17 protein-coding genes are annotated in these 22,170 nt (G+C 42.1%); 12 read left to right on the forward strand and 5 right to left on the reverse strand.

The features are described from left to right. The first annotated feature begins 264 nt into the window (after positions 1–264). The 5 genes from lexA to N482_RS21130 all read left to right on the forward strand — a co-directional run bounded on the left by lexA (position 265) and on the right by N482_RS21130 (position 6,656). On the forward strand, positions 265–876 hold the full coding sequence (gene lexA / locus N482_RS21110) for a transcriptional repressor LexA (protein WP_063378948.1): 612 nt from the start codon (positions 265–267) through the stop codon (positions 874–876). A gap of 327 nt (positions 877–1,203) precedes the next feature. Then, positions 1,204–1,908, forward strand: a complete 705-nt coding sequence (locus tag N482_RS21115) for a DUF3313 family protein (RefSeq protein ID WP_063378962.1) — start codon at positions 1,204–1,206, stop codon at positions 1,906–1,908. Positions 1,909–1,917: 9 nt separating this feature from the next. Continuing rightward, positions 1,918–2,991: an efflux RND transporter periplasmic adaptor subunit gene (locus N482_RS21120; RefSeq protein WP_063378949.1), complete on the forward strand. Its 1,074-nt coding sequence runs from the start codon at positions 1,918–1,920 to the stop codon at positions 2,989–2,991. Beyond that, entirely contained in the window at positions 2,988–6,053 is a 3,066-nt protein-coding gene (locus N482_RS21125; protein WP_063378950.1) for an efflux RND transporter permease subunit, read from the forward strand. The genes N482_RS21120 and N482_RS21125 overlap by 4 nt, the downstream gene beginning before the upstream one ends. A gap of 123 nt (positions 6,054–6,176) precedes the next feature. Next, positions 6,177–6,656: a DUF3016 domain-containing protein gene (locus N482_RS21130; RefSeq protein ID WP_063378951.1), complete on the forward strand. Its 480-nt coding sequence runs from the start codon at positions 6,177–6,179 to the stop codon at positions 6,654–6,656. Positions 6,657–6,682: 26 nt separating this feature from the next. Here N482_RS21130 and N482_RS21135 read toward each other — a convergent pair whose 3' ends face one another. Next, positions 6,683–6,976: a hypothetical protein gene (locus N482_RS21135; protein WP_063378952.1), complete on the reverse strand. Its 294-nt coding sequence runs from the start codon at positions 6,974–6,976 to the stop codon at positions 6,683–6,685. A gap of 72 nt (positions 6,977–7,048) precedes the next feature. Here N482_RS21135 and N482_RS21140 point away from each other — a divergent pair, with 72 nt between their 5' ends. Then, complete coding sequence (locus tag N482_RS21140) at positions 7,049–7,258, forward strand: hypothetical protein (protein ID WP_063374268.1); 210 nt, start codon at positions 7,049–7,051, stop codon at positions 7,256–7,258. Positions 7,259–7,284: 26 nt separating this feature from the next. Here the strand turns inward: N482_RS21140 and epmB are convergent, their stop codons facing one another. Continuing rightward, the gene (gene epmB, locus N482_RS21145) at positions 7,285–8,298 is read right to left on the reverse strand and encodes an EF-P beta-lysylation protein EpmB (protein WP_063378953.1); all 1,014 of its coding nucleotides are present in this window, start codon (positions 8,296–8,298) and stop codon (positions 7,285–7,287) included. A gap of 41 nt (positions 8,299–8,339) precedes the next feature. Between epmB and efp the strand changes: the two genes are divergently transcribed. Next, positions 8,340–8,906 carry an elongation factor P gene (gene efp / locus N482_RS21150; protein WP_063378954.1) on the forward strand — a complete coding sequence of 189 codons (567 nt, stop codon included), beginning with the start codon at positions 8,340–8,342 and terminating at the stop codon, positions 8,904–8,906. Positions 8,907–8,993: 87 nt separating this feature from the next. Next, positions 8,994–9,968 carry an elongation factor P--(R)-beta-lysine ligase gene (epmA, locus tag N482_RS21155; RefSeq protein ID WP_063378955.1) on the forward strand — a complete coding sequence of 325 codons (975 nt, stop codon included), beginning with the start codon at positions 8,994–8,996 and terminating at the stop codon, positions 9,966–9,968. 36 nt (positions 9,969–10,004) lie between these two features. Here the strand turns inward: epmA and N482_RS21160 are convergent, their stop codons facing one another. The 3 genes from N482_RS21160 to N482_RS21170 form a co-directional block, all read right to left on the reverse strand. Beyond that, entirely contained in the window at positions 10,005–11,210 is a 1,206-nt protein-coding gene (locus N482_RS21160; RefSeq protein WP_063378956.1) for a methyl-accepting chemotaxis protein, read from the reverse strand. Positions 11,211–11,394: 184 nt separating this feature from the next. Next, positions 11,395–12,111: a glycerophosphodiester phosphodiesterase gene (locus N482_RS21165; protein ID WP_063378957.1), complete on the reverse strand. Its 717-nt coding sequence runs from the start codon at positions 12,109–12,111 to the stop codon at positions 11,395–11,397. Then, positions 12,108–12,971 (reverse strand): DMT family transporter, encoded by an 864-nt coding sequence (locus N482_RS21170; RefSeq protein WP_063378958.1) that lies wholly within the window; start codon positions 12,969–12,971, stop codon positions 12,108–12,110. The genes N482_RS21165 and N482_RS21170 overlap by 4 nt, the downstream gene beginning before the upstream one ends. 147 nt (positions 12,972–13,118) lie before the next feature. Between N482_RS21170 and N482_RS21175 the strand changes: the two genes are divergently transcribed. The 4 genes from N482_RS21175 to N482_RS21190 all read left to right on the forward strand — a co-directional run. After that, positions 13,119–14,225, forward strand: a complete 1,107-nt coding sequence (locus N482_RS21175) for a sensor histidine kinase (RefSeq protein WP_063378959.1) — start codon at positions 13,119–13,121, stop codon at positions 14,223–14,225. 3 nt (positions 14,226–14,228) lie between these two features. Beyond that, positions 14,229–14,828 (forward strand): response regulator transcription factor, encoded by a 600-nt coding sequence (locus N482_RS21180; protein WP_063378960.1) that lies wholly within the window; start codon positions 14,229–14,231, stop codon positions 14,826–14,828. A 162-nt stretch (positions 14,829–14,990) separates the two neighbouring features. Then, on the forward strand, positions 14,991–17,087 hold the full coding sequence (locus tag N482_RS21185) for an ATP-binding protein (protein WP_196765365.1): 2,097 nt from the start codon (positions 14,991–14,993) through the stop codon (positions 17,085–17,087). 182 nt (positions 17,088–17,269) lie between these two features. Beyond that, the coding region (locus N482_RS21190) for a DUF11 domain-containing protein (RefSeq protein WP_155730673.1) at positions 17,270–22,170 on the forward strand (4,901 nt) is incomplete at its 3' end.

Genomic DNA, 22,170 nt, shown 5'->3' on the forward strand with positions numbered 1-22,170 from the left:
AGAATTTTGAACGCCCTCGTTAAAACTACTTATTTCACTTTACGCAAAAGGAGCGCCTCACTTCGTTCGCTGTCATTAACCTTTTGCTCTTTTTCTCTGCGATTAAAATCTACTTTTATAAACAAGCCACAAACTGCTATTCGTATCTGTAATTACAAAATAAGACTTAAATTATGAATGAACACAAAATGTTAAGAAGATCATTGCGCTTTTAATTGAACTGTATATACTCACAGTAAATGTACTGTATGGAAAACCAGTTATATGCGACCTTTAACTAAACGACAAGAACAAGTTTTTGCACTCATCAAGGTATTTATCAAAGATACTGGCATGCCCCCTACGCGAGCTGAGATTGCCGAATCTTTAGGATTTCGTAGTGCAAACGCGGCTGAGGAGCACTTGAAAGCTTTGGCTAAAAAAGGCGTGATTGAGATGGTTCCCGGAGCAAGTCGTGGTATTCGTTTAGTCGAAGAGAAAGAACCTGAGCAGCTAGGTTTGCCACTGGTTGGCAGGGTTGCGGCGGGTGAGCCAATATTGGCGCAAGAGCATATTGAAAACCACTGTAAAGTCGATTCCAGCATGTTTCAGCCTAATGCTGATTATTTGCTGCGTGTTAATGGTATGAGTATGAAGAATATTGGTATTATGGATGGAGATCTATTAGCAGTACATCGAACGCAAGTCGCAAATAATGGCCAAGTTGTTGTTGCTAGGGTCGAAGAGGACGTAACAGTTAAGCGTTTTGAAAAGGTCGGGAAGAAAGTCTTTTTACATGCAGAAAATGAAGATTTTTCGCCAATTGAAGTCGATTTAGAGCAAGAAACTTTTAATATCGAAGGTCTTGCTGTAGGTGTTATAAGAGGCAATTTATAACATGTGAGTCTATCTGCTTGGGCCGCTTCTGGCCCAAAGCGACAACCTGACCCCCTTCTCCTATTTCCACACATAAACATATAAATTCAAAAATTTTAGTTAGTAAATACGAATAAAGTTCAGTAAGTTAGCTATGCTATAAGCGCTAAACTAAAAATTCTAATTATTTTTGCACTATTTAAGTTTGCTAAGGTCTTAGCTACTCGTCTTGGTATGTAGTCATTATTAAAGATGTAATTTTGAATTACATTTAATATCAAATGAGAACAAAGCCTATTTAGGCTATGTGATACAACCAAAGGAATACTAATAATTATGGAGCTGACAATGACTTCGTTGCGTACTTTATTGATTTTACTCACTCTTTGTTTAGTCACAGCTTGTAGTTCAACTGGCAGAAACACGCAATCAGGATTTTTGCCAAATTATCATAGCCTTAAACCCTCTAATGAATATCAAGATACAATGCTTTATGTTGATAATTCATTCGGGAAAGACGCGCTATCAAAGGTTGAAACCTTGTATTTACCACGCTTCGAAGTATGGGTAAATGTGAAGCAAACTGAGTTTTTAAATATTAACCCGCAGCATGTGGCAAAGTTAAGTCATTACATGCAGTCAGAAATGGTCAGTAGATTGAAACGTCATTACGCTGTTGTGACAGAGCAGCCAGACAAATTAGATAATACTATTTTGACGATTAAAGGTGCATTTACGGATGTTGAGTTTGAGCCAACAGAGCTGGGTGTCAGAGATTTTGTGCCTATCCGCTTAGTTTACAATGCGGGAAAATCGGCTTATTTAGCAGCGACAGAACAAACAGAAGCACTCACCCATGTCTCCCTTGAGTCAGCCTTCTACCTTGGTGATGACAAGGAGCCGGTGGTAATGATGGCAGCGCATAAGGAACTGGACACAGTCATTAAAGTTGATGGTACCGAAAATGTTAAAGCGATTAGAGAAATTTTAGATACTTGGGTAAATAACTTCGTTACTGCGATGATAAAGCATCGTGAAACAGGGCTAAATTAAGGAGCTTTCATGAAAACAATAAAAATTAGGTCATTTGGTGTAACTGCTGTTTTCTGCGCTATTTTGGCTGGCTGTGGAGAGCCGCAGTCTGATGTACAAGAGTCAGAGCAGCTGCGCCCTGTAAGAACGCTGCTTTTGTCATCACAAGTGGAAGGGCCTATGGTCGAGTTTCCTGCGGTTGTAGATGCCGCATCTTCGGCAGATTTATCTTTTAAAGTCTCTGGAGAAGTCACTGAGTTATTGGTGAAACAAGGGGAGGAGGTTGAAGTTGGCGATGTGATCGCAAAGTTAGATACAACGGATTATCAACTCTCTCTCGATGATGCTCAGGCAAATTATAACAAGGCCCAAGCAGATTTTAATCGCGCTAAACAGTTAATTAAATCAGGTACTATTTCACAATCAGACTACGACCAATTGCAGTCTCATTTTACCAGTGCAAAAAGTAAGTTAGCTAATTCACAAAATAATCTGTCGTATACGAGTTTAAAGGCATCTTTTTCGGGCGTTGTGGCCAGGACTTATATAGAACGCTATGAAGAAGTACAAGCGAAGCAAATCATTGCGACATTACAGGATATCAAGCACATCACTTTAAAAGTAAATGTGCCTGAGAGCCTAATGATTAAAGTATCCAAAGATGCACCAAAGCATATTATTGCCGAGTTTTCAGGGATCCCTGATAAGACGTTCCCGCTAGACTTTGTCGAAGTAAGTACACAAGCGGATGAAGTGACTAAGGCTTATGAAGTGACACTAAGTATGACACGCCCAGAAAACTATAATGTTTTACCGGGTATGACTGCAAAGGTCCTAGCTAAGGGGGCTGACGTTAATAAGAGTGGTTTATATCTGCCAATTAATACCGTACTTATGGATTCGGCTGGCAATTACGTTTGGACTGTTGACTCAGTGGGTAATGACAAGGGCGAAATATCCAAAAAGTCAGTTGTCATAGGTGAAGTTTCGACACTGGGCTTTCCAGTTATCAGCGGCGTGAACGAAGGTGATTATATTGTCACAGCGGGTATGAGCAAAGTCAGCGAAGGTCAACTTGTAAAGTTTAACAAGGGGGCACAGTGAACATAACCAGACTTGCATTAGAAAACAACCGTACTACATGGGTGTTAATTGCGGCTTTACTCTTTTTTGGTATTGCTTCTTTTGACAAAATGCCGAAAGACTACGACCCTGGATTTATTATTCGTACTGCTCAAGTCGTCACTTATTTTCCAGGTGCCAGTCCACAGCGAGTTGAAGAATTAGTAACTGATCAGATTGAGAAAGTTGTTCAACAGATCCCTGAGTTAGACTTTGTGAGTAGCACGTCTAAAACGGGTGTGTCCATTGTCAGCGTAAACATTAAAGAAAGCTACAAAGAAATGCGGCCGATTTGGGATAACCTGAGACGAAAAATCCAGAGTATTGAACAAGATCTACCTAGCGATGCTCAACCCCCCATTGTTAATGATGAATTTGGGGATGTATTTGGCATCGTGATTGGCTTAACTGCTGAAGGCTACAGTTATCGAGAAATGGAAGATGTGGCAGAGCAAGTTAGAGATACACTGCTGAGGTTACCTGAAGCCGCAAAGGTTGAAATATATGGTAATCAAGAGCAACGGGTGTTTATCGAATTTGAGAATGCGCGTCTCGGTGCGCTGGGGATTTCACCAAGCCAGCTTAAAGAGCAACTAGCGGCACGTAATATCGTGAACCCTGGTGGTTCTATTTATATCAATGATGAAACACTTGCGCTGGAGCCGAGTGGGAATTTTGAGTCAGTAGAAGACATTGCAAATACGATCATTAATGTGCCTGGTAGTGAGCAAGTATTGTTGCTGTCTGATATTGCTGTTGTTTACAGAGATTATGTAGATCCGGCTAAGTCTAAAGTGCGTGTTGGTCAACAAGAGGGACTGACATTGGCAATTTCTATGCGCTTAGGTGGTAATAATATCGCGCTAGGTGAGCAGGTACTTGAGACACTGAATTATCTTGAGAGTGTTTATCCTATCGGTGTTGAGTTTAAGTTGCTGTCTTTTTTACCTAGAGAAGTTGAGCAAAAGGTCAGTGACTTTGTATCTAACCTACTTCAAGCTGTGTTAGTTGTTACATTGGTGATGCTGTTTACTCTTGGCCTGCGTACGGGCTTGATTGTAGCGAGTTTGATCCCGATGAGTATGGTGTTTGGGATTCTCGTGATGTCGTTTTTCGATATCAGTATCGATCAGATCTCTTTGGCTGCGCTTATCATCGCACTCGGTATGTTAGTGGATAATGGGATTGTGATGTCGGAGAACATCATGGTTCAAATGGAACGTGGAAAAGCCGCAATTGATGCCGCGGTGGACTCGGCCGATGAGCTTAAAGTCCCATTATTGGTATCGTCTTTGACTACGGGGGCAGCTTTCTTGCCTATTTTCTTGGCTGAATCATCAACTGGGGAATATACGGCGTCGTTATTCAAAGTTGTGACAATCACGTTGTTGTGTTCATGGCTATTGGCGATGACAATGATCCCAATGCTATGTGTGTATTTTACACGTGTGAAATCGCAGGTTACAAACTACGACTCTGGAGTCTATCTGGGTTATAAAAAGCTGTTAACCGTTATGATACGCTACCGTTGGATGACTATTTTAGCGTGTGTAGCGGCGTTTTTTGTGGCTCTGCAGGGCATGCAGTACATTCCAAAGGTATTCTTCCCACCGTCAGATCGGGATTACTTTAAAGTAGAACTAGAATTACCAATAGGGACGCGGTTACAAACTACAGAGGCGATGGTTAAAGATATTGAAGCATTCTTGCACCGAGATTTACAAGTCTCTAATGAACGCTCTGAAGGCGTAACTGAGTGGGTAAGTTATATCGGTAATGGTGGCCCGAGGTTTTTGCTGACACACAACCCAGAGCCTACCAGCGCTAATTATGCATTAATGATAGTGAGTGCAACGTCTTATCACTTAATCGACGATTTGATGAAAGGTATCGAGCGCTATGCGTTGAGCAGGCATCCAGATCTTTTGATTAAACAAAGAAAGATAGAAAATGGCGCACCGATTGCTAACCCTGTTGAAATCAGGCTATCGGGCGATGACAAGGAAACATTGATGAGCATTGTTGATGCGTTAAAACAGCAAATGCATGCAACAACTGGGCTTAAAGCAGTAAATGATGATTGGGGGCTACCGAGTAAAAAAGTACAAATCAAAATCAACCAAACGCGTGCAAGGCGTGTTGGCGTCTCTAGTAAGGACATTGCCAGCTCACTGCAAACCGGATTTAGTGGATTGGAGTTAACTCAGTATCGGGAAGGTAATGAGTTGATCCCAGTTACTTTGCGCTCCGTTGCCGCAGATAGAGATGACATAGGTAAGCTGGAAGCAATGATGGTGTACTCACAAGCTACAGGCGCCTCTGTACCACTAAAGCAAGTTGCTGATATTGAGATTGTCTGGGAAAGTGCACAGATCTTAAGACGTGACAGATTAAAGTCGGTTGCTGTAGGTGCCCAATTAGATGGTATAACAGCAGACGAAGGGTTTGATGCGCTGGTTCCATGGCTTGAAGAACAAAAGAAAAGTTGGCCATTTGGTTACACTTATGAACTAGGTGGTGAAGCTGAATCTTCAGGTAAAGCAAATCAGTCGATCGCAGATAAAATGCCGATTGCGGTATTTATTATCGTGATCTTGTTGATTGGTCAATTTAATTCAATTCGAAAATCAATTATTGTTCTTACTACCATTCCGCTGGGATTTATTGGCGTGATCCTCGGTCTACTAGTAGGGCAATCATTTTTCGGCTTTATGACCTTATTGGGCATTATCTCATTGGCAGGGATCGTGATAAACAATGCCATAGTGTTGCTGGAGCGAATTAAGATTGAGCTCAACAATATGCCTGAAAATCCGGTAGATGCGATTGTAATAGCTGCACAGCAGCGTATGAGACCAATATTACTCACTACAGCGACTACGGTATTTGGATTAATTCCCTTATACCTCGGAGGTGGCGAGATGTGGGAGCCAATGGCGTTAGGTATTATGGGGGGACTATTGTTTTCGACCCTTTTGACGCTTGGTGTCGTCCCAGTTTTGTATGCATTGTTCTATCGAATTAGGGAACAAGAGAGCGCCTAACAGGCGCTCTAGATGGTTATAAAGTGATCACGAGTAAAGGCCTGTAAAGGGATGTAACCCTTAAGTTTTCGTTCAGCGATGTAAGCAGATTATGAGCATACAGGCATACTAGAGGAGTTTATTATGAAATATATCAAATATGTGATTGCAGCGATGTTCCTTCCCATGACGGCAAATGCTGCTGAAGTAAATGTAACTTGGCTAGATTTTAAAGAGTATCGTGATGTTTTCCCTGCAAATGAAACTCGGGGCGGATACCACAAACGTATCGCGAAAAAGTTTGAGCAGCATTTGAACAAGCTAGCTGCGGAGATGCCCGCTGGATATACTATGTCGGTCACCTTTGAGGATGTAGATTTAGCTGGTGATGTCAGGTTTAATATGAATGACATTCGCATAATTAAACCGATTTACTTTCCGCGTTTAAAGATGTCCTATAACGTGACTGATAGTACGGGAAAGGTGATTGCAGAAGCTAAGTCGAAGGTGTTAAAAGACTTAGGTTTTATGGACAAATTAAAAATGGGCCGAGATTCAGAGTTTTATTATGACAAGCGCCTTTTGAGTGATTGGTATAAAGACGAAATTGCCCCGACCATCTGAGTAAAAAGAGCGCATTAGCGCTCTTTTTATTTGAAAGTCGCGAGCAATTGGAGTAGTTGTTGCAATTTAAAGACAGCCTTTTTAAGTTGCTCTTCATCTAACTGCTCAGACTTGCTCAGCGCATCGACATCGGCTGCTACATCCAATACATATGGTTTAAATCGTTTGGCTTCAAATCCAAACCCTGCATCCTTAGTAAATAATGCGGTAAATTTTCCATGACCTTGTTGTTGCAGTTCATCTAATTTTTTATCAGCGTCAAGTGCTTGACGGTAAACAACTTTTAAGTTTTCATTGAGCTTTTCGATGATAGCTTGCATATTTTTCCTAAAGTCTGGTGTGGTTCGGCCGATATTTTACTTGGATCCATCAAACTTGTCAGGTAAATGCATATGAATATTTCCGGAAGTAACCTTCCTGCTATGTCTGGCGCCGGGCCGGGTGGCGAAGTATACAGCGCTTCTCTGGCTAAAAAGCAACAGCAAGCAGATGGACGAGCTGCCCTAGCGTTAATTGAATCAGCTGGTAACACTGCCGCAGCGCAGACGCCCGCTAAATCAGTAACAGCGTCTTTGGGCAACAACATCAATGTGTATGTGTAGTACACATTGATGTTTTGCATTTGAACTTAGCTCAAGTGCAAATCAATCGGCGTCTTACTCTGTTTGCCGCCGATTTCTCTTACTAACTTCGGTACTAAGAACCCCGGTAGAGCTTCTAACATCGCAGTGACTAGAGAGACTGCATCCTCTTGTGCAAGATCATAGTGGCTCGCGCCTTCAACCTTGTCTAGCAAGTGTAAATAATAAGGTAAAACATCGCTTTCAAATAAGGCTTCACTTAATTCAATCAGTGCTTTGGGTGTATCGTTGATCCCTTTTAGTAGCACGGTTTGATTAAGCAACATAACACCAGCATGCTTTAACTTTTGCATAGCATGTGTGAAGTGTGTATCGATTTCGTTCTGATGATTAATGTGATTCACTAGAACCGTTTTCAGTCGACTTTTTTTGAGAAGCTCACATAACTCAGTGGTGATCCTTGCAGGGATTACGATTGGTAATCGACTGTGTATCCTCAGTCTTTTTATTTGTGGCAGTTGTTCTAGTTTATCTAAGAGCCACGCAATCATCTCATCTTTGGCCATAAGTGGGTCGCCACCACTTAAAATGACTTCATTAATTTCAGGATGTTCGACAAGATAATCGAAGACAGGTTGGAGTGTTCGCTTATTTATCTGGTTTTCCTGATAAGGAAAGTGACGCCTAAAGCAGTAACGGCAATTGACCGCGCAGCCGGTTTTTAGCATTAGTAAAACGCGTGATTTATATTTATGTAATAAACCAGGCACGGGCGCGTCCTGTTCTTCAATAGGATCTTTATTAAAGCCACTGGCTGCTATGAACTCTTGGTGTAAGGGCATCACTTGCAGCAATAAAGGGTCTGAGGGGTCGCCAAAGCGCATCTTCTCAACAAATGGATGAGGTACTCGTAGAGGGAATAGACGCTTTGCCGCTATATCTTTCGTATTGAAATGCCCTTCTAATCCCAGCGTTTTGATGAGTGTTTCTGGGCAAGTTATGACATTTGCCAATTCTTTTTGCCAGTTGGTATGCAAATTTACTTCATTTATTTGTATCATTAGCAGGTTTATTACTCGAAATACGATGATTAGAGGATACGATGGCGAATTATAGCACCAACGAGTTCAAGGGCGGCCTAAAAATTATGATTGATGGCGAGCCTTGTACGATCCTAGAAAACGAAATGGTTAAACCAGGTAAAGGCCAAGCTTTCAACCGAGTTAAGATCCGTAAGTTGATCTCAGGAAAAGTATTAGAAAAAACGTTTAAATCTGGCGATTCAGTTGAAGGCGCAGATGTAATGGAAACTGACTTAGCGTATTTGTACGCAGATGGTGAGTTCTGGCATTTTATGAACAACGACACATTCGAACAGATCGCTGCTGATGAAAAAGCAGTTGGCGACAACGTTAAGTGGTTAGTTGAAAACGATGTTTGTACAATTACGCTATGGAACGGAAACCCAATTGCTGTAGCACCACCAAACTTTGTGGAACTAGAGATCACAGATACAGATCCAGGTCTTAAAGGTGATACTGCTGGTACAGGTGGTAAACCTGCAACGCTTACTACTGGTGCAGTTGTACGAGTACCGCTATTCGTTCAAATTGGCGAAGTGATTAAAGTAGACACGCGTACAGGCGAATACGTAAGCCGCGTTAAGTAAGTTAAATTTAACGAGTACAACGCGAAAAATCTCGGCTCATGCCGAGATTTTTTTATGATAGGTATAGCTAACTAGGTAAAAGTGAAGATGAATGAGGCACTGTGGGCGCCGAGTGCGCAAATTGAGACGCTAAAACAAAGGGCAAGTGTACTGGCCAGCATAAGGGCCTTTTTTGCGGCACGCGAGGTAATGGAGGTCGAGACGCCTTGCTTAAGTCAAGCTTCTGTCACTGATGTTCATCTTGCTACATTTGCAACCGAGTTTATTGGTCCCAGCTACGCAAAGGGCTTGCCTCTGTATCTACAGACCTCACCAGAGTTTGCCATGAAACGTTTACTTGCGGCTGGGAGTGGCGCTATTTTTCAAATTGGGAAAGCATTTCGTAACGAAGAGTCGGGACGCCAACACAATCCTGAATTCACAATGCTTGAGTGGTATCGCCCTGAGTTTGATGAATTTGCACTAATGGATGAGATAGATTGCTTGATGCAAGAGGTGCTCTCTTGTGAGCAGGCTGTGCGTATAAGTTACCAAGAAGCATTTAAAACTTATTTGGGCGTTGATCCTCTGGACATCGAACTAGACGAATTAAAGTCATTGTGTGCTAAATATGGTTATGAAGAAATAGCGGCGACAGAGCAGTTCATTGATCCACTACTGCAATTGCTATTCTGTATGGAAATCGAGCCTCAAATAGGGGTGGATGCTCCTTGTTTTGTTTATCACTTTCCAGCCTCACAAGCGGCACTTGCGCAGTTAAATGACGCGGACCCTCGAGTAGCGGGCCGTTTTGAACTGTACTATCAAGGCATGGAGCTTGCGAATGGTTTCAATGAATTAACGGATGCAATTGAGCAAAGTAAGCGCTTTGACGAAGATAATGACATGCGAACAAAAATGAGTTTGCCTGAAGTAGAGAAAGATCAACGCTTCTTGGCTGCGCTAGAGAGTGGCTTGCCAGCTTGCGCAGGTGTTGCATTGGGCATTGATCGTTTAGTTATGTTGGCAACGGGTAAAAGCTCGATTAAAGAGGTTATAGCCTTTGACGTGGAGCGAGCTTAATTGACTAAATAGGCCCAGCTGTGACTGAGCCTATCTCTATACGAATCGCTGTAACTCTTTTTGTGTGGTCGCGGTGAGCTGATGGGCATTTTGGCAATCATGCAACGCGGTATCTAATTGCGATTTAGCAGACTGTCCTAATGCAACGATTTGTTGAACCGCTTGATGTGTGTGGTTTTGCGTATCTTCTAATTGGTGCACTGCGCTGACGATTTCTTCGAGTTGAGACTGGTTACGCTCGAAATCTTCACTCATATCAGCAAAACCTTTTGATGTGTCACTAATTGCTTTTTCGGCGCTGCTAGAGTGCGAAATCAACTGCTCGGACTCTTGATGTGTCTCACTGACTAAGTGGTCCATCTGGTTAATAAAATCACTAATTTGGCGAGTAGCGTCGTTTACTTTGACTGATAGATTACGCACTTCATCCGCAACAACTGCGAATCCTCTACCAGCCTCACCGGCACGAGCAGCTTCGATAGCCGCATTGAGCGCAAGTAAGTTGGTTTGGTCTGAGAACTCTTCGACCATTTTGAGGATATTACGGATATTGTCGCTGTTTTCCTTCAGTCCAGACACCGTGGTCGAGAAATTACCTAACAATGAAGTAATTTGTTGTACTTCATCGACTAGTGTCATTAAGGACTGTGATGAGCCTCTAACAAAGAGCAGGCTTTCTGTGTTGGCTTGGTAAACGTGGTCAGTATTACTTACAATGCTTTGCAGGCTATGTGTAACCTGATCACTGGCTGCAATAATATTATCACCTTGGCTAATTTGTTGCTCACCCGCAGAGACTGTGTTGGTCATCGAATACGTGACTTGTTGGTTGCTGAGCGTTGCCGCCTCGGCACTTTTATAAGTATTGCCTAACAGCTCGCTTAGGTGCGCTGTAAAGGTATTGTATTGGTCGCTGAGCTCTCTGAATTCATCGTAAGTAAATTGAGGCAATCGAGCATTGAGGTTGCCATCTTGGTGATTAACTTGCTCCAAGGCGTCTCGCATCGCTTGAACGGGTCTGACGATTAAATATCGCATATAAAAAAAAGTGAACACAAATGCTATGACAGAAGTAACCGCTAACAACCAAAAGCCACCTAACTCGGTACCTGAATCAGAAAGGTGCGTGTAGAGCCACCCTAAAGTAAGGACCTGAAAAACAAACAAAAAGCCAAGATTGCCGAAAATTTTTCTCGTGAGAGTAAAAAAGAGAGATTCTTCAAGTAAATTATATATGCGCATGTACAAACTCATCATAGGCTTATCACTCGCCAGTTAATGTAAACGTGAGAATTGGATTTCAAGCAATTCTCACAATTTACGTCAATTACTATTAAAATATACCATATAGTAGAATTATTTAAGCAGTCCAGTCGGTTTATCGCGAAATAGTTAATTTGTCAGAGCCAAAGAGAAAAAATGCACGCTAGGCTCCTTTAGTCTCACTGAGTTTATTGATTGCCATTTTGGCATGGCATGGGTAGTTACTAAAAATCCCATCGACCCCCATGTCGAGTACTAACTCAATGTCCTTTTGTTTATCTACCGTGTAGGCGTACACATTCAATCCTCGCTGTTTTGCATCCAAAACAAACTCATGATTGATAAAGTTTTTATCCATGTGAATGCTATACGCATGCAGCTGTTGTGCAAATTCAGCGTAATTGAGTGGAATCGATGCGGTTAGTGTGCCGATCTTTACCCAAGGCAATTTTTGTTTTAACCAAACAAGCTGGTGGTGGTCAAACGAGGATAGGATTATCTGGCTGCGCTCAACGATACCTGCATTGACATTTTTTTCGATATATTGAACAAATTTGTCTAAACAATAAGTATGTTTTAGCTCTAAATTAATGGTTGTGTTTGTACCTATGAGGTTAAAAACATCCTGCAAAGTAGGTATGCCCTCGCCATTGCCCGCATTAAGGGCATTTAATTCTTCTCGAGAGGCATGTCTGACCATGCCTCGGCCATTAGTCGTTCTATCTAGCCAAGTGTCATGGATGATTGCGTAGTCATCGCGGCAGCTTTGTACATCAAGCTCAATACCATCAACATCTACATCTAAAGCTGCACTAATTGCACTTAGCGAGTTTTCAGGATGATTTCCGCTTGCACCACGGTGCGCAAATACTAGGGTCATCGTTTATTCCTTGTTATTGACCACGTTTCAAAACAGGCTGCACTTACAACTAAAATGCCGCCAATCAGTGTTGTCATACTGGTTGTCTCAGATAACAGCATATAAGCCAAAACAGTGCCATACAAGGGCTGTAAACAGGAAATTAATCCAGCTGTTGTAGCGCTTAAATAACGCAGGCTATTCGCGAACAGAGAGTGGGGGATCGCTGTAAACACTATTCCTGCTAGGACCAAATAGTATATATCCTGCAAAGGCAAAGCTTGAGGTGGTGTATCAACAAAAATAGACAGAACACACGCGGCTGTCAAAGTTTGGTACAGCATGGTGTGTGGGCCACCGTAACCAGAAAAGTATTTTTTTTGTAGCAGGTTACGTGAAGCAAAGAAAACACCTGAAATCACCCCCGTGAAAATGCCGAGTGTGACTTGGTTACCTAAATCAGCATCGGGTACCATTAAATATATACCTAAAATGACAACAAACGAATTAAATAGGTCCGTGGGCTTTAATTTGGTGCGGTTAAAAAGTGGTTCGAGGAATACCGTAACGACTGGGTAAGTAAAAAAGGCAATAATCCCTGTTGCAATTCCTGCCATTTGCATCGCAGCAAAATAAGTCACCCAATGCATACCAATGATGACACCAAGGCCTGCAACAATAAAGTAATCTTTGAGATGATTGAGGCGTAAGCGCTTCTTTTGCAGTTTCAGAATAACGGTGATTGCTAGAAAGGCGATTGCTGTTCTGTATACAGTAATATCGAGAGCAGACAAGTCGATAAGCTTAGAAAATAACGCCGTGCCACCAAACATGAGTACAGCGATATGTAATTGTATTAGCGCAGATTTATTTTTTTGCATAGTCGTTTTTAATTAATTATTTGAGTAGCAAGTATCGTATTTTATTACGTTTTTGGGTGACACTTGTCACTGCGTGATTGATGATGTTCATGGTAGGGTAAAACAATAAATAGAGATAGGTCTTTTTAGACCGTGAGAGAGAACCCGATGAGTAGTGTGACACATACCATGCATTTGGCCAGAAAAGGGAAACACTTTTTTTGGAATTATGGCCCGCTGGTGTTTTCTGTATTCTACTTTTTCCCAATGATACGCAACTATGATACGTACTCAGTTGCTGAGGTTATCGTTCAGTTTTTAGCTTATATCAGCTTTATTTTTTGCTATCACAGAGCGTCAACGAAGCCGGCTAAAGACGCGACCAACTTTATTGCTCTAATGCTGCTAATTTGTGTCTTTATGACACAGGTGACTTTAGGAACCAGTACCTTATTTGGCTATGTTGGGTACTTTATTGGATTTTGTTTTTTGGGTACTGTACGTTGGTTGATGTTAGCAGCATTAATGTGTGCCATTACTTTGGTGGCAACTTTGCATGTTAACCTGAACTATTGGCCTTACTTCATTGGCCCGGCAGCCGTTATTTCTCTTGGTTTGTTTGGCTTTGGTTTAGTTGAGTATAAAGAGCGCCTTCATCGTAATGAGTCGCGACAGAGTCGAGAGCAAATACGCCATTTGGCGAAAATCGCTGAACGAGAGCGCATAGCTCGTGATTTACATGATTTACTTGGCCATTCATTGAGTTCGATTTCACTGAAATCGGAGCTCGCAGGTAAATTTATTGATGCCGGATGTCATGACAAGGCACGACATGAAACCCAAGAGGTTGCTGAGCTAGCACGAACCGCACTATCAGAAGTGAGAGAAGCGGTATCGGGTATGAAACAGCTTGGGCTTCGCGCACAATTAGAAGTAATGGCGTCGAGGCTGAAAGACAAAGGCGTATTGGTTGAGCTTGATATTCAGCAGGTTACACTAACGCCGGAGCAAGAGAGTTGTTTGTGTTTTGTTGCTAAAGAAGCTATTACCAATGTCCTTAAGCACAGCAGCGCCAATAAAGTGTCCATCTCATTAAGCGCGAGCGAACAGCATCATAAACTTATACTTAGTGATGATGGCGAAGTACGGAAAGTTGTGTGGGGCAATGGCTTAAACGGCATTAAGTCCAGAATTGAAGAGTTAGGTGGCTCTTTTAACCTACGAGCGGAAAATGGGCTAAAGCTGGTGGCACAGTTACCGCGAAAGGAGATATAGAAAATGAAAGTACTAGTGGTAGAAGACCAAGCTCTGGTCAGAAATGCCATCGCAGCGTTATTGTCTTTGGAGCCGAATATACAAGTTGTCGGTGAAGCCGAGGACGGCCAACAAGCACTAGACATGCTAAACCATTGCGATGTCGACATAGTATTGAGCGATATAGAAATGCCTCACATTACTGGACTTGAACTGGCGCAAGCTGTTGAAGCTCTATACCCACACATTAAGTTTGTCATTATGACTACGTTTTCACGAGCTGGCTATATTCGCCGTGCTATGGAGTCCAGTGTTAAGGGGTTTATACTCAAAGAAGCCCCGAGTGCATACTTGATTAATGCGCTGAAAAAGGTTTCGATGGGCCAAAAAGTCATTGATCCGGAGCTGGCAATGAATGCGCTTGACGAAAAAGATCCGCTTTCGGATAAAGAGCGTAAAGCTTTGAGATTAGCCAGTGAAGGGCTGAAAACGAGTCAAATCGCTCAGCAGTTATTTTTAAGTGATGGCACTGTGCGAAACTATCTCTCAGAAGCCATTGCAAAACTTAACGCAACAAACCGAGTGGATGCTGCGCGTATTGCTAGGCAAAAAGGGTGGCTATAAGCGCTGATTTTTTCTTAGTAAGTGTATTTCCCTATTTATTCATGTATGCAGTTAGTAATATAATACTAGTTATTGATTAACATATTGTAATTATTCTTGATGGGCGACCCAAAACTCCTACTCAAAATATTAGCATTGACGACCTGTGTATGTGCCGTGTTTATGATGGTAAATTGGCTTATACATAAGCGTATCGCTGGCACGCGTTTGTGGTTTGGGTTTGTGCTGAGTGCTGCTATCGCCTGTATTTTTCAGTCTTGGCAGACGCTGCCTCCTATTTGGTCAATTATGATTCCTAATACTTTAATTTTGTTAGGATTATTTATGTTAACTCGCGGAGTTGAAAGGTTTTTTGTTGTGCGGGTGAATAATTGGCCTTGGTATTTGCTCGCGTTTATATTCTTTCCCAGTTTTATTTATTTCACCTTTTTTGATGCCAGCTTTTTAGTGCGTGTCGTTGTTAATTATCTCGTGTGGTTGTTAGCGATGACGCTATGTTTGCGTGCGCTTTGGGCTGGGCAAGGTAAGTCGTTTACTGGCTTTTCTCCTGCACATTGGACCTTTGCACTTGCCTGTATCTCTTTGTTGAGTGTTTTTACTTTGCGACTAAGCATGCTTGGTAACTATGAACACAGTGATACTTTGGGGACGAACAATTGGATGAATCAATTCTTTTCTTTGTCCGTCATCGTGATGCCACTCATTTTGTGCTTTTCCTTATGTCTGCTGTGTAGCTGCCGGAAAGAGCAGCTACTAGCCAATGTGACTCAAAGAGCAAAAGAGGAGACACAACAAAAGGAGCAGTTTTTAACCTTGTTAAGTCATGAATTAAGAACCCCGCTAAATGCCATTGTGGGGCATGCTGAAATGATTAAGCAAGCGCCGAGGGAGCCACAAAAGTATGTGCAGTATTGTGATGTGATCATCTCAACAGCCATGTCACTGGCTGACTTGGCCAATCAAGTATTATTGAATGCTCGTGGCAAGGCATCGAGACAAACCGCGACAGCATTACCAGAGTTTATTGAACAATTAATGGGCCAGTTTAAGCCACTTGTGCAAGGTAAAAATGTTGTGCTTGAAGCAAGATCTACAGGTGTGGCATCGGAAGCACAGTATTTAGTCGACCAAGATACGCTGGGTTTGGTAATCAAAAACTTATTATCAAATGCCATTAAATATACGCATCAAGGCAAAGTAACACTGGCAATGAGCTTACTGAGCAAGAAGTCTCAAAGTGCAATACTGAGATTCGAAGTTGCAGATACTGGCGAAGGCATGGATAAAACTCAAATTGAACAACTGTTTAGGCCGTTTGATTCAGCGGATCCAGCACTTTCTATCGCACAAAGTGCTGGAGTGGGATTAGTGCTGTGTCAGCAATTGCTGCAGACTTTAGACTCAAAGCTAGAAGTTAAAAGTGAGCTTGGTCAAGGCAGCTTATTTTATTTCGATATCGAGCTTTTAAGTGTATCTGAACAAGCAATTGAGCAAAAGCCAAAAGGGCGTGAGCACCTCTCGATTTCGCAGCTTTCAGGAAATATATTGGTTGTAGAGGATAACCTCTTAAATCAAGAGATCATCAAACACTTTTTATCCTCATTGGCGTTAAATTATCAGATTGCTTCGACTTTAGCTGAAGCCGAACAGGCATTGAAAATCATGCACTTTGATCTTGTTTTCTTGGACATGCATCTGCGTGATGGCCATGGGTTAGATTGGTATCGGCAAGTATTTAAGCTATTGAATTTACCTTTCCCTCCTAAAGTAATAGCCTTAACTGGAGATGTGGATGAACAGTCGCAGCAAGCATATTTTTCGGCAGGTATAGAATACTTTTTAGCTAAACCGATTGTATTACCACAATTAGAAAAATTGTTATCTAAGCTACTTTTGCCAACCAAGAGTTCCATGGCTGAGCATGATTTATTAGACCTTACTATCATTCAGCAGTTAGCGGGGACGTTAGAGCCGCAAATACTCAGTACCAAGCTGATGTATCTGAGTGATCGATTAGACTATGAGTTTGCTCAATTGAGGGGGCTGGCAGATATTCAAGCACTAGAAGCGCTCGAAGAGAAGTTAATTCACTTAGAAGAAGAGGCTTCTTCTTTGGGAATGCGTGCACTGCATGTGGCATTACAAGAAGTGCGTTTATCTATGTTTGATTCGGCTAATATTGACTGGCAGGCACTACATGGCATAGCTAAACGAAGTGCTAAAAGGTTATCTGACTATCATTCTAAAGTCGTAGCTTGAATGTTTGGAAGCAAACAAAAGTATTTTTAATTGGCTAATGCTTTAGTGTCATTTACAAATGTTTTTATTTCAGGGAAATTACACTGGATTACAGCAACCAGATTTAATAGAATTCTAATCCATTTTTATTAGTACTATATTGGAAACGGATTGAGTTTCCTTTATTGTTCGGGTTATTGAAATTGAAGCAGTTGTTATTTTCGTTAGTCTCACTCTTTTTTCTGCTGTTTAGTGCACTAGCCAATGCAGTGGATCTACAAATATCCACATTTGAAGATTTAGATACCACGGTGCCACGTGGTGGTGAGGTTCGTTATAACCTTGAATTTACCAATTCAGAAGAAGATACTGCAAACAATGTTGTGGTGGAGTTTTTCTTGCCACAAACGACGAGCTTTGTATCAAGCTCCAAAGCCTGTTCGGAACAAAGCTATTTAGAAAATGGCCAAACAAAAACCAAGTTACACTGCCCAGTTGGTAAACTATCAGGTCGAGTCAGCAACTCCCTATTAGTGACGATAAAAACGTCGGCACAGACGGGGGATACGATCGAGCCTAGTGTCAGAATCAGTGCAGATAACGAGTCGAGTAATAAGCTATTAAATAATACAGAGACGCAAAATACCTCCATTATTGCAGGTGTTGATCTTGCTGTGACATCTTTGATTTCAAACCCTTCTGCGGTTTATCTGGACAAAATATTTACCTACCAAATCTCAGTTAAAAACCATGGACCTGATGCTGCGGCTAATGTTGTGGTGACACACAACTTACCGAGTTTTACCAGTTGGCAAAATGCGTCACCTTCTACGCTTAATGGTTGGGAATGTTCGGGGACACAAACCATTAACTGTAAAGTGGCTGCCTTGGCAGCAGAAGCTTCGTCAACCATCAGCATTCAAGCAAAGGTCAGCGAAATAAGCAGTGGTACGGTCACGGCTTCTAGCAGCATAAAAAGTGATACAGCAGAGTTAAATTCGCAAAATGATCAAGCATCTGTAAACACCCAAGTGAACCCCAATGCTGATTTAAGTGTGATCTTGAAGCAGTATAAATCAGATGGCACGCCCTCTTGGTGGGAGCCATTGAGCTTATCGCCTGATGAACGTCATTACTATGATGTGACGGTATCTAACTTAGGCCCAAGTGCTGTTAACCCAGCCAAAATGAGTTTGAGTTTGGCCACAGGTATGACTAATGTTGTTGCCCAAGCACCTGTAGGCTGGATATGTAACACCGCGAACCTCTCTGTCAATTGTCAATCACAAAGCGCGATGGCTAAAAATGACAGCGTTGTTATTAGGGTCTTTGCGAATGCGCCTACGAGTGAGGCAACATTTACAAGCAGCGTTCAAGTAAATGCTAACGAGGTGGATTTAAATACCAGTAACAATCAAGCCAGTGCTAGTATCGCGACGAGCCTTGCACAAACTTCTTTCGTATCTATAGCTAAGTCTTTGGTGGCGAATAAGAGCTATTTAGTTGGAGACGAATTTGACTTCAATATTTCGGTAACTAACACCGGAGAAACAACAACAACAATTGAAGAGTTGGTGGACAGCTTACCAAGTAATGTTAGTTTTGTAGGTTACACCTCTAATCATTTTGACTGTGCTCTCAATGCGGGAGACAGTCGTTCGTTAAGTTGTACGCCTAAATCCAATACCTTTGCCAAGGGCCAAACTTGGCAGTTGAATGTAAAAGTTAAAGCGCTGCAGGCCGTTGCAAATTCAGTGAATCGGGCCACGGTTTCCCATGGCAACCGAGAATCAAACAGCACAACCGCCAGTTTTTCCGTGTTGGATTTAGCTGCGGATTTGAGCATCACCAAAGCAACCAATTTGAACTGGGACAGCAATATTAACTATATGGGGAAAGTGTTCGATTACACTATTCTTGTTACTAATTCAGGAGGGGGGGCCGCAAATAACATTAAGGTTATAGATGATTTCAACCAAACCTCTGGATATGTACCGCTCTCGACTTCAACGCGCAAAAAAGCAAATGGCGTTTGGCAATCTGTAGCGGATTGGTGCAGCATCTCAAATCTAGAAGTGACGTGTAATGGTTCTCAAATAGGTGCCAATGAAGTTATAGAGATAACGATTTCAGCACGTTCTCCTGTTTATGTCGGAACTGAGAGTAATTATCGCCCGAAAAATACTGCAACCTTGTATGTAAATAATGCACTAGAATCATCAGCCGTTTTTCAGGGTTGGGGATTGCACCCGAGAAACCCAGTCTCTTTTGCGATTTCGAAAGTTAAAACGTCTGCGGCGACAGGCAGCACAAGCTTGGTCCAGCAGGGTGGTCAAATTTTAAGTAAGATCACAGTGACGAACAACGGCAATAGTTCGACGTTAGGTAAAGTCACCGTGACGGATGAGCTATCAAATAACGAGGTCTTTGTTGCAACTGGCAGCTATGGCACCAACTGGACGTGCGGTGCTAGTGGCAACACAGTTACCTGTTTATATCAAAATCATGACGGCAGTAGTATTGCATTGACTGGCATTACACCAGTGTTGACCATCACTACAAAAGCGCAGGGAGTTGGTGACTTAACCAATACTGCTAAGGTGATTGATGCTGGTGGTGCGCCTAGTTTGGCGAGCGCAGCACAAACCATTAAGAGTGCGCAATCAGCTGATCTGAGCATTACTAAAACGGCTGATACCCAAAGTCTTACTACTGCGCAATCTGAGATCCGTTATCAACTGGAAGTAAGAAACTTATCTGGTTCCGAAATCGTGGCAGAAGATAACCAGTCGCTCATCATCGAAGATACTTTTGCTGCCACTTTTAAATCTCGAGAAGGCAGTAATCAAACTGGGATCGTCTTCCCTACTAAGGTCAATAGTGATGGAGGAGCAGAGTTTAGGTGTGCGCGCTCTGATACAGGAGAGTTTGAGAATACGCAAACAAAAGTAACTTGTTACTTAAATACCAACCAAAGGTTTGCAGTTGGTGACGGTGTTACTATTCCTCTGACTGTTTCAAGACCCTTTGTTGCGACGAACAATCAAGTGACTAATGTGGCTCGGGTATTATCGGCAACACACATAGACTCAAACAATGCAAATAATACCTCAAATGTGACAACAACGGTTCAGTCGCTTTACGATCTGGCAGTAACTAATGTTTCTTATGCTAAGCCTACAGTGCTCAGTGGCGATATTGCATTACAAACAATACACATTGCTAATATTGGTGCAATTGCCGCTAGCAATGTTGTTTTAGAACACACATTCAATGTCCCAACTGGAAAAGAATATCAATTTATCAGTAGTACGTTTTCTCGGGCAGGAAAAAGTAGTATTTGTAGCTACACAGAATTGACCAAAACCGTACGTTGTGAGATCGGTGCACTTGCTAGTAACGAAGTGCAAAGTGTTGAGGTTTCGCTGCGTCCAAAGAGTGCGTCAGATCGGTTGGATTGGATATTAAGCAGTACTAGTAAATTGTCTGCTGCTTCTATGTCATTAGATAGCAACAGTGCCAACAATCAGTCTAGCAAGTCTCTTAACGTAGAGATACGAGAGGCTAATTTAAAAATTGAAAATAATGACATCAGTGACCCACTTGGCTGGTTTCCCGAACCCAGATCATTCCCTGCCACACTTGATAACGTCATTGTATATAAGGTCGATCTAGAGTATTTGACTGACAATAACGGCGAAACATCTGTAGCAAGTGGTGTGGGTTATAACTTTTCTATTTCACCTGCCAGCAGTAGTAAACAACTACAATTTTTATGCGATAGCAGCTCTAGTAGCACATGTAATGCCGCGACGGCGCGCTGCATTAATCAAAATCTGACATTCAATCAAGAAACCACCTTTAACTGCTTAGGCCCCGAGAATACAAGTTCGTCGCTTGCTGAAAATGAATTGCTGGAGAATACCGGATTACAGTCTGCTATTTATACTCGTTATATGTTCTTCAAGATATTGTCGCGCCCCTCGACAACTGGCGAAGTTGCAACAACTAGCGCGACTATTTTTTCAAATGAAAAGGACTTAATCGCCGCAAATAACAATGAAAGTGAAAAAACGTCGATTCGTATTGCTGTTGACCTAGCGCTAACAAAAAATGCCTCTTTAGATAAAGTCGCTTTAGGCAGCCAATTCAACTATCAGTTTACATTTAGTAATTCAGGCCCTGGAGACAGCGCTGATAATGTATTTTATGACTATTTACCGAGTTATTTGAGTATTGCCGGTACGCCAACGATTAGTTCCGGGAGTTGTACTACTAGTAGGGCGGCAGCACCTAACTCTGGCTCGATCACCGATTTGATACGTTGTGATATCGCACTCATTCAAATGAATGAGGCGGTTTCAATCAACATTCCTGTGAAATTAAATGCCGTGCCATCTAATAATTTAGTGATTAATGAGGCATGGGTAGAAACGCAAGGGTTTGATACCAACAAGCTAAACAACCGTGCAACGAGCACCACTTTGGTTGTTCAAGGGTTAATCTCAGGCAGCGTATTTTTTGATGCACTAAACAATGGTGTATTTGATAGCAACTTCGATCAACCATTATCAGGAATTGAAATACTGTTAGATGGCGTGACCACAGGTGGTGCTAAAGTCGCTCAGCAAGGTGCGACGACTGACGCTAGTGGGCAGTTTGCCTTTTATGACTTGTTACCAGGTACCTACCAGCTTTCACAGCCTGCTCAAGCAGCTCTTGCTGGTTATATAGACGGTAAAGAGGCGAAATCTGGTGTTGTGATCGCGAATAGCGAAGGCAGTGACCTTATCTCGGGTATTGTGATGACGTCAGGTTTTGCATCACAAGGACACTCATTTTCTGAGCTTACCCAAGGAAATCAAAGCGTAAGTGGCACGGTGTTTTTAGATCTTGATCAAGATGGTGTATTAGAAGCAATCGATTCACCATTAATTGGTGACACAGTAAAGCTCAGTGGTTTTGATAAATATGGCTTAAAAGTAGACGTTTCAATAAAGACAAATGAGCATGGCGCATTTAGTTTTACAGGACTTCGGGAATCTAATTCGGACGGCTATACCATCACGCAGACGCCAACGAGCGAATATCAAACGGGTAATCG

The sequence above is a fragment of the Pseudoalteromonas luteoviolacea NCIMB 1942 genome (assembly GCF_001625595.1).
Taxonomy (GTDB): domain Bacteria; phylum Pseudomonadota; class Gammaproteobacteria; order Enterobacterales; family Alteromonadaceae; genus Pseudoalteromonas; species Pseudoalteromonas luteoviolacea_A.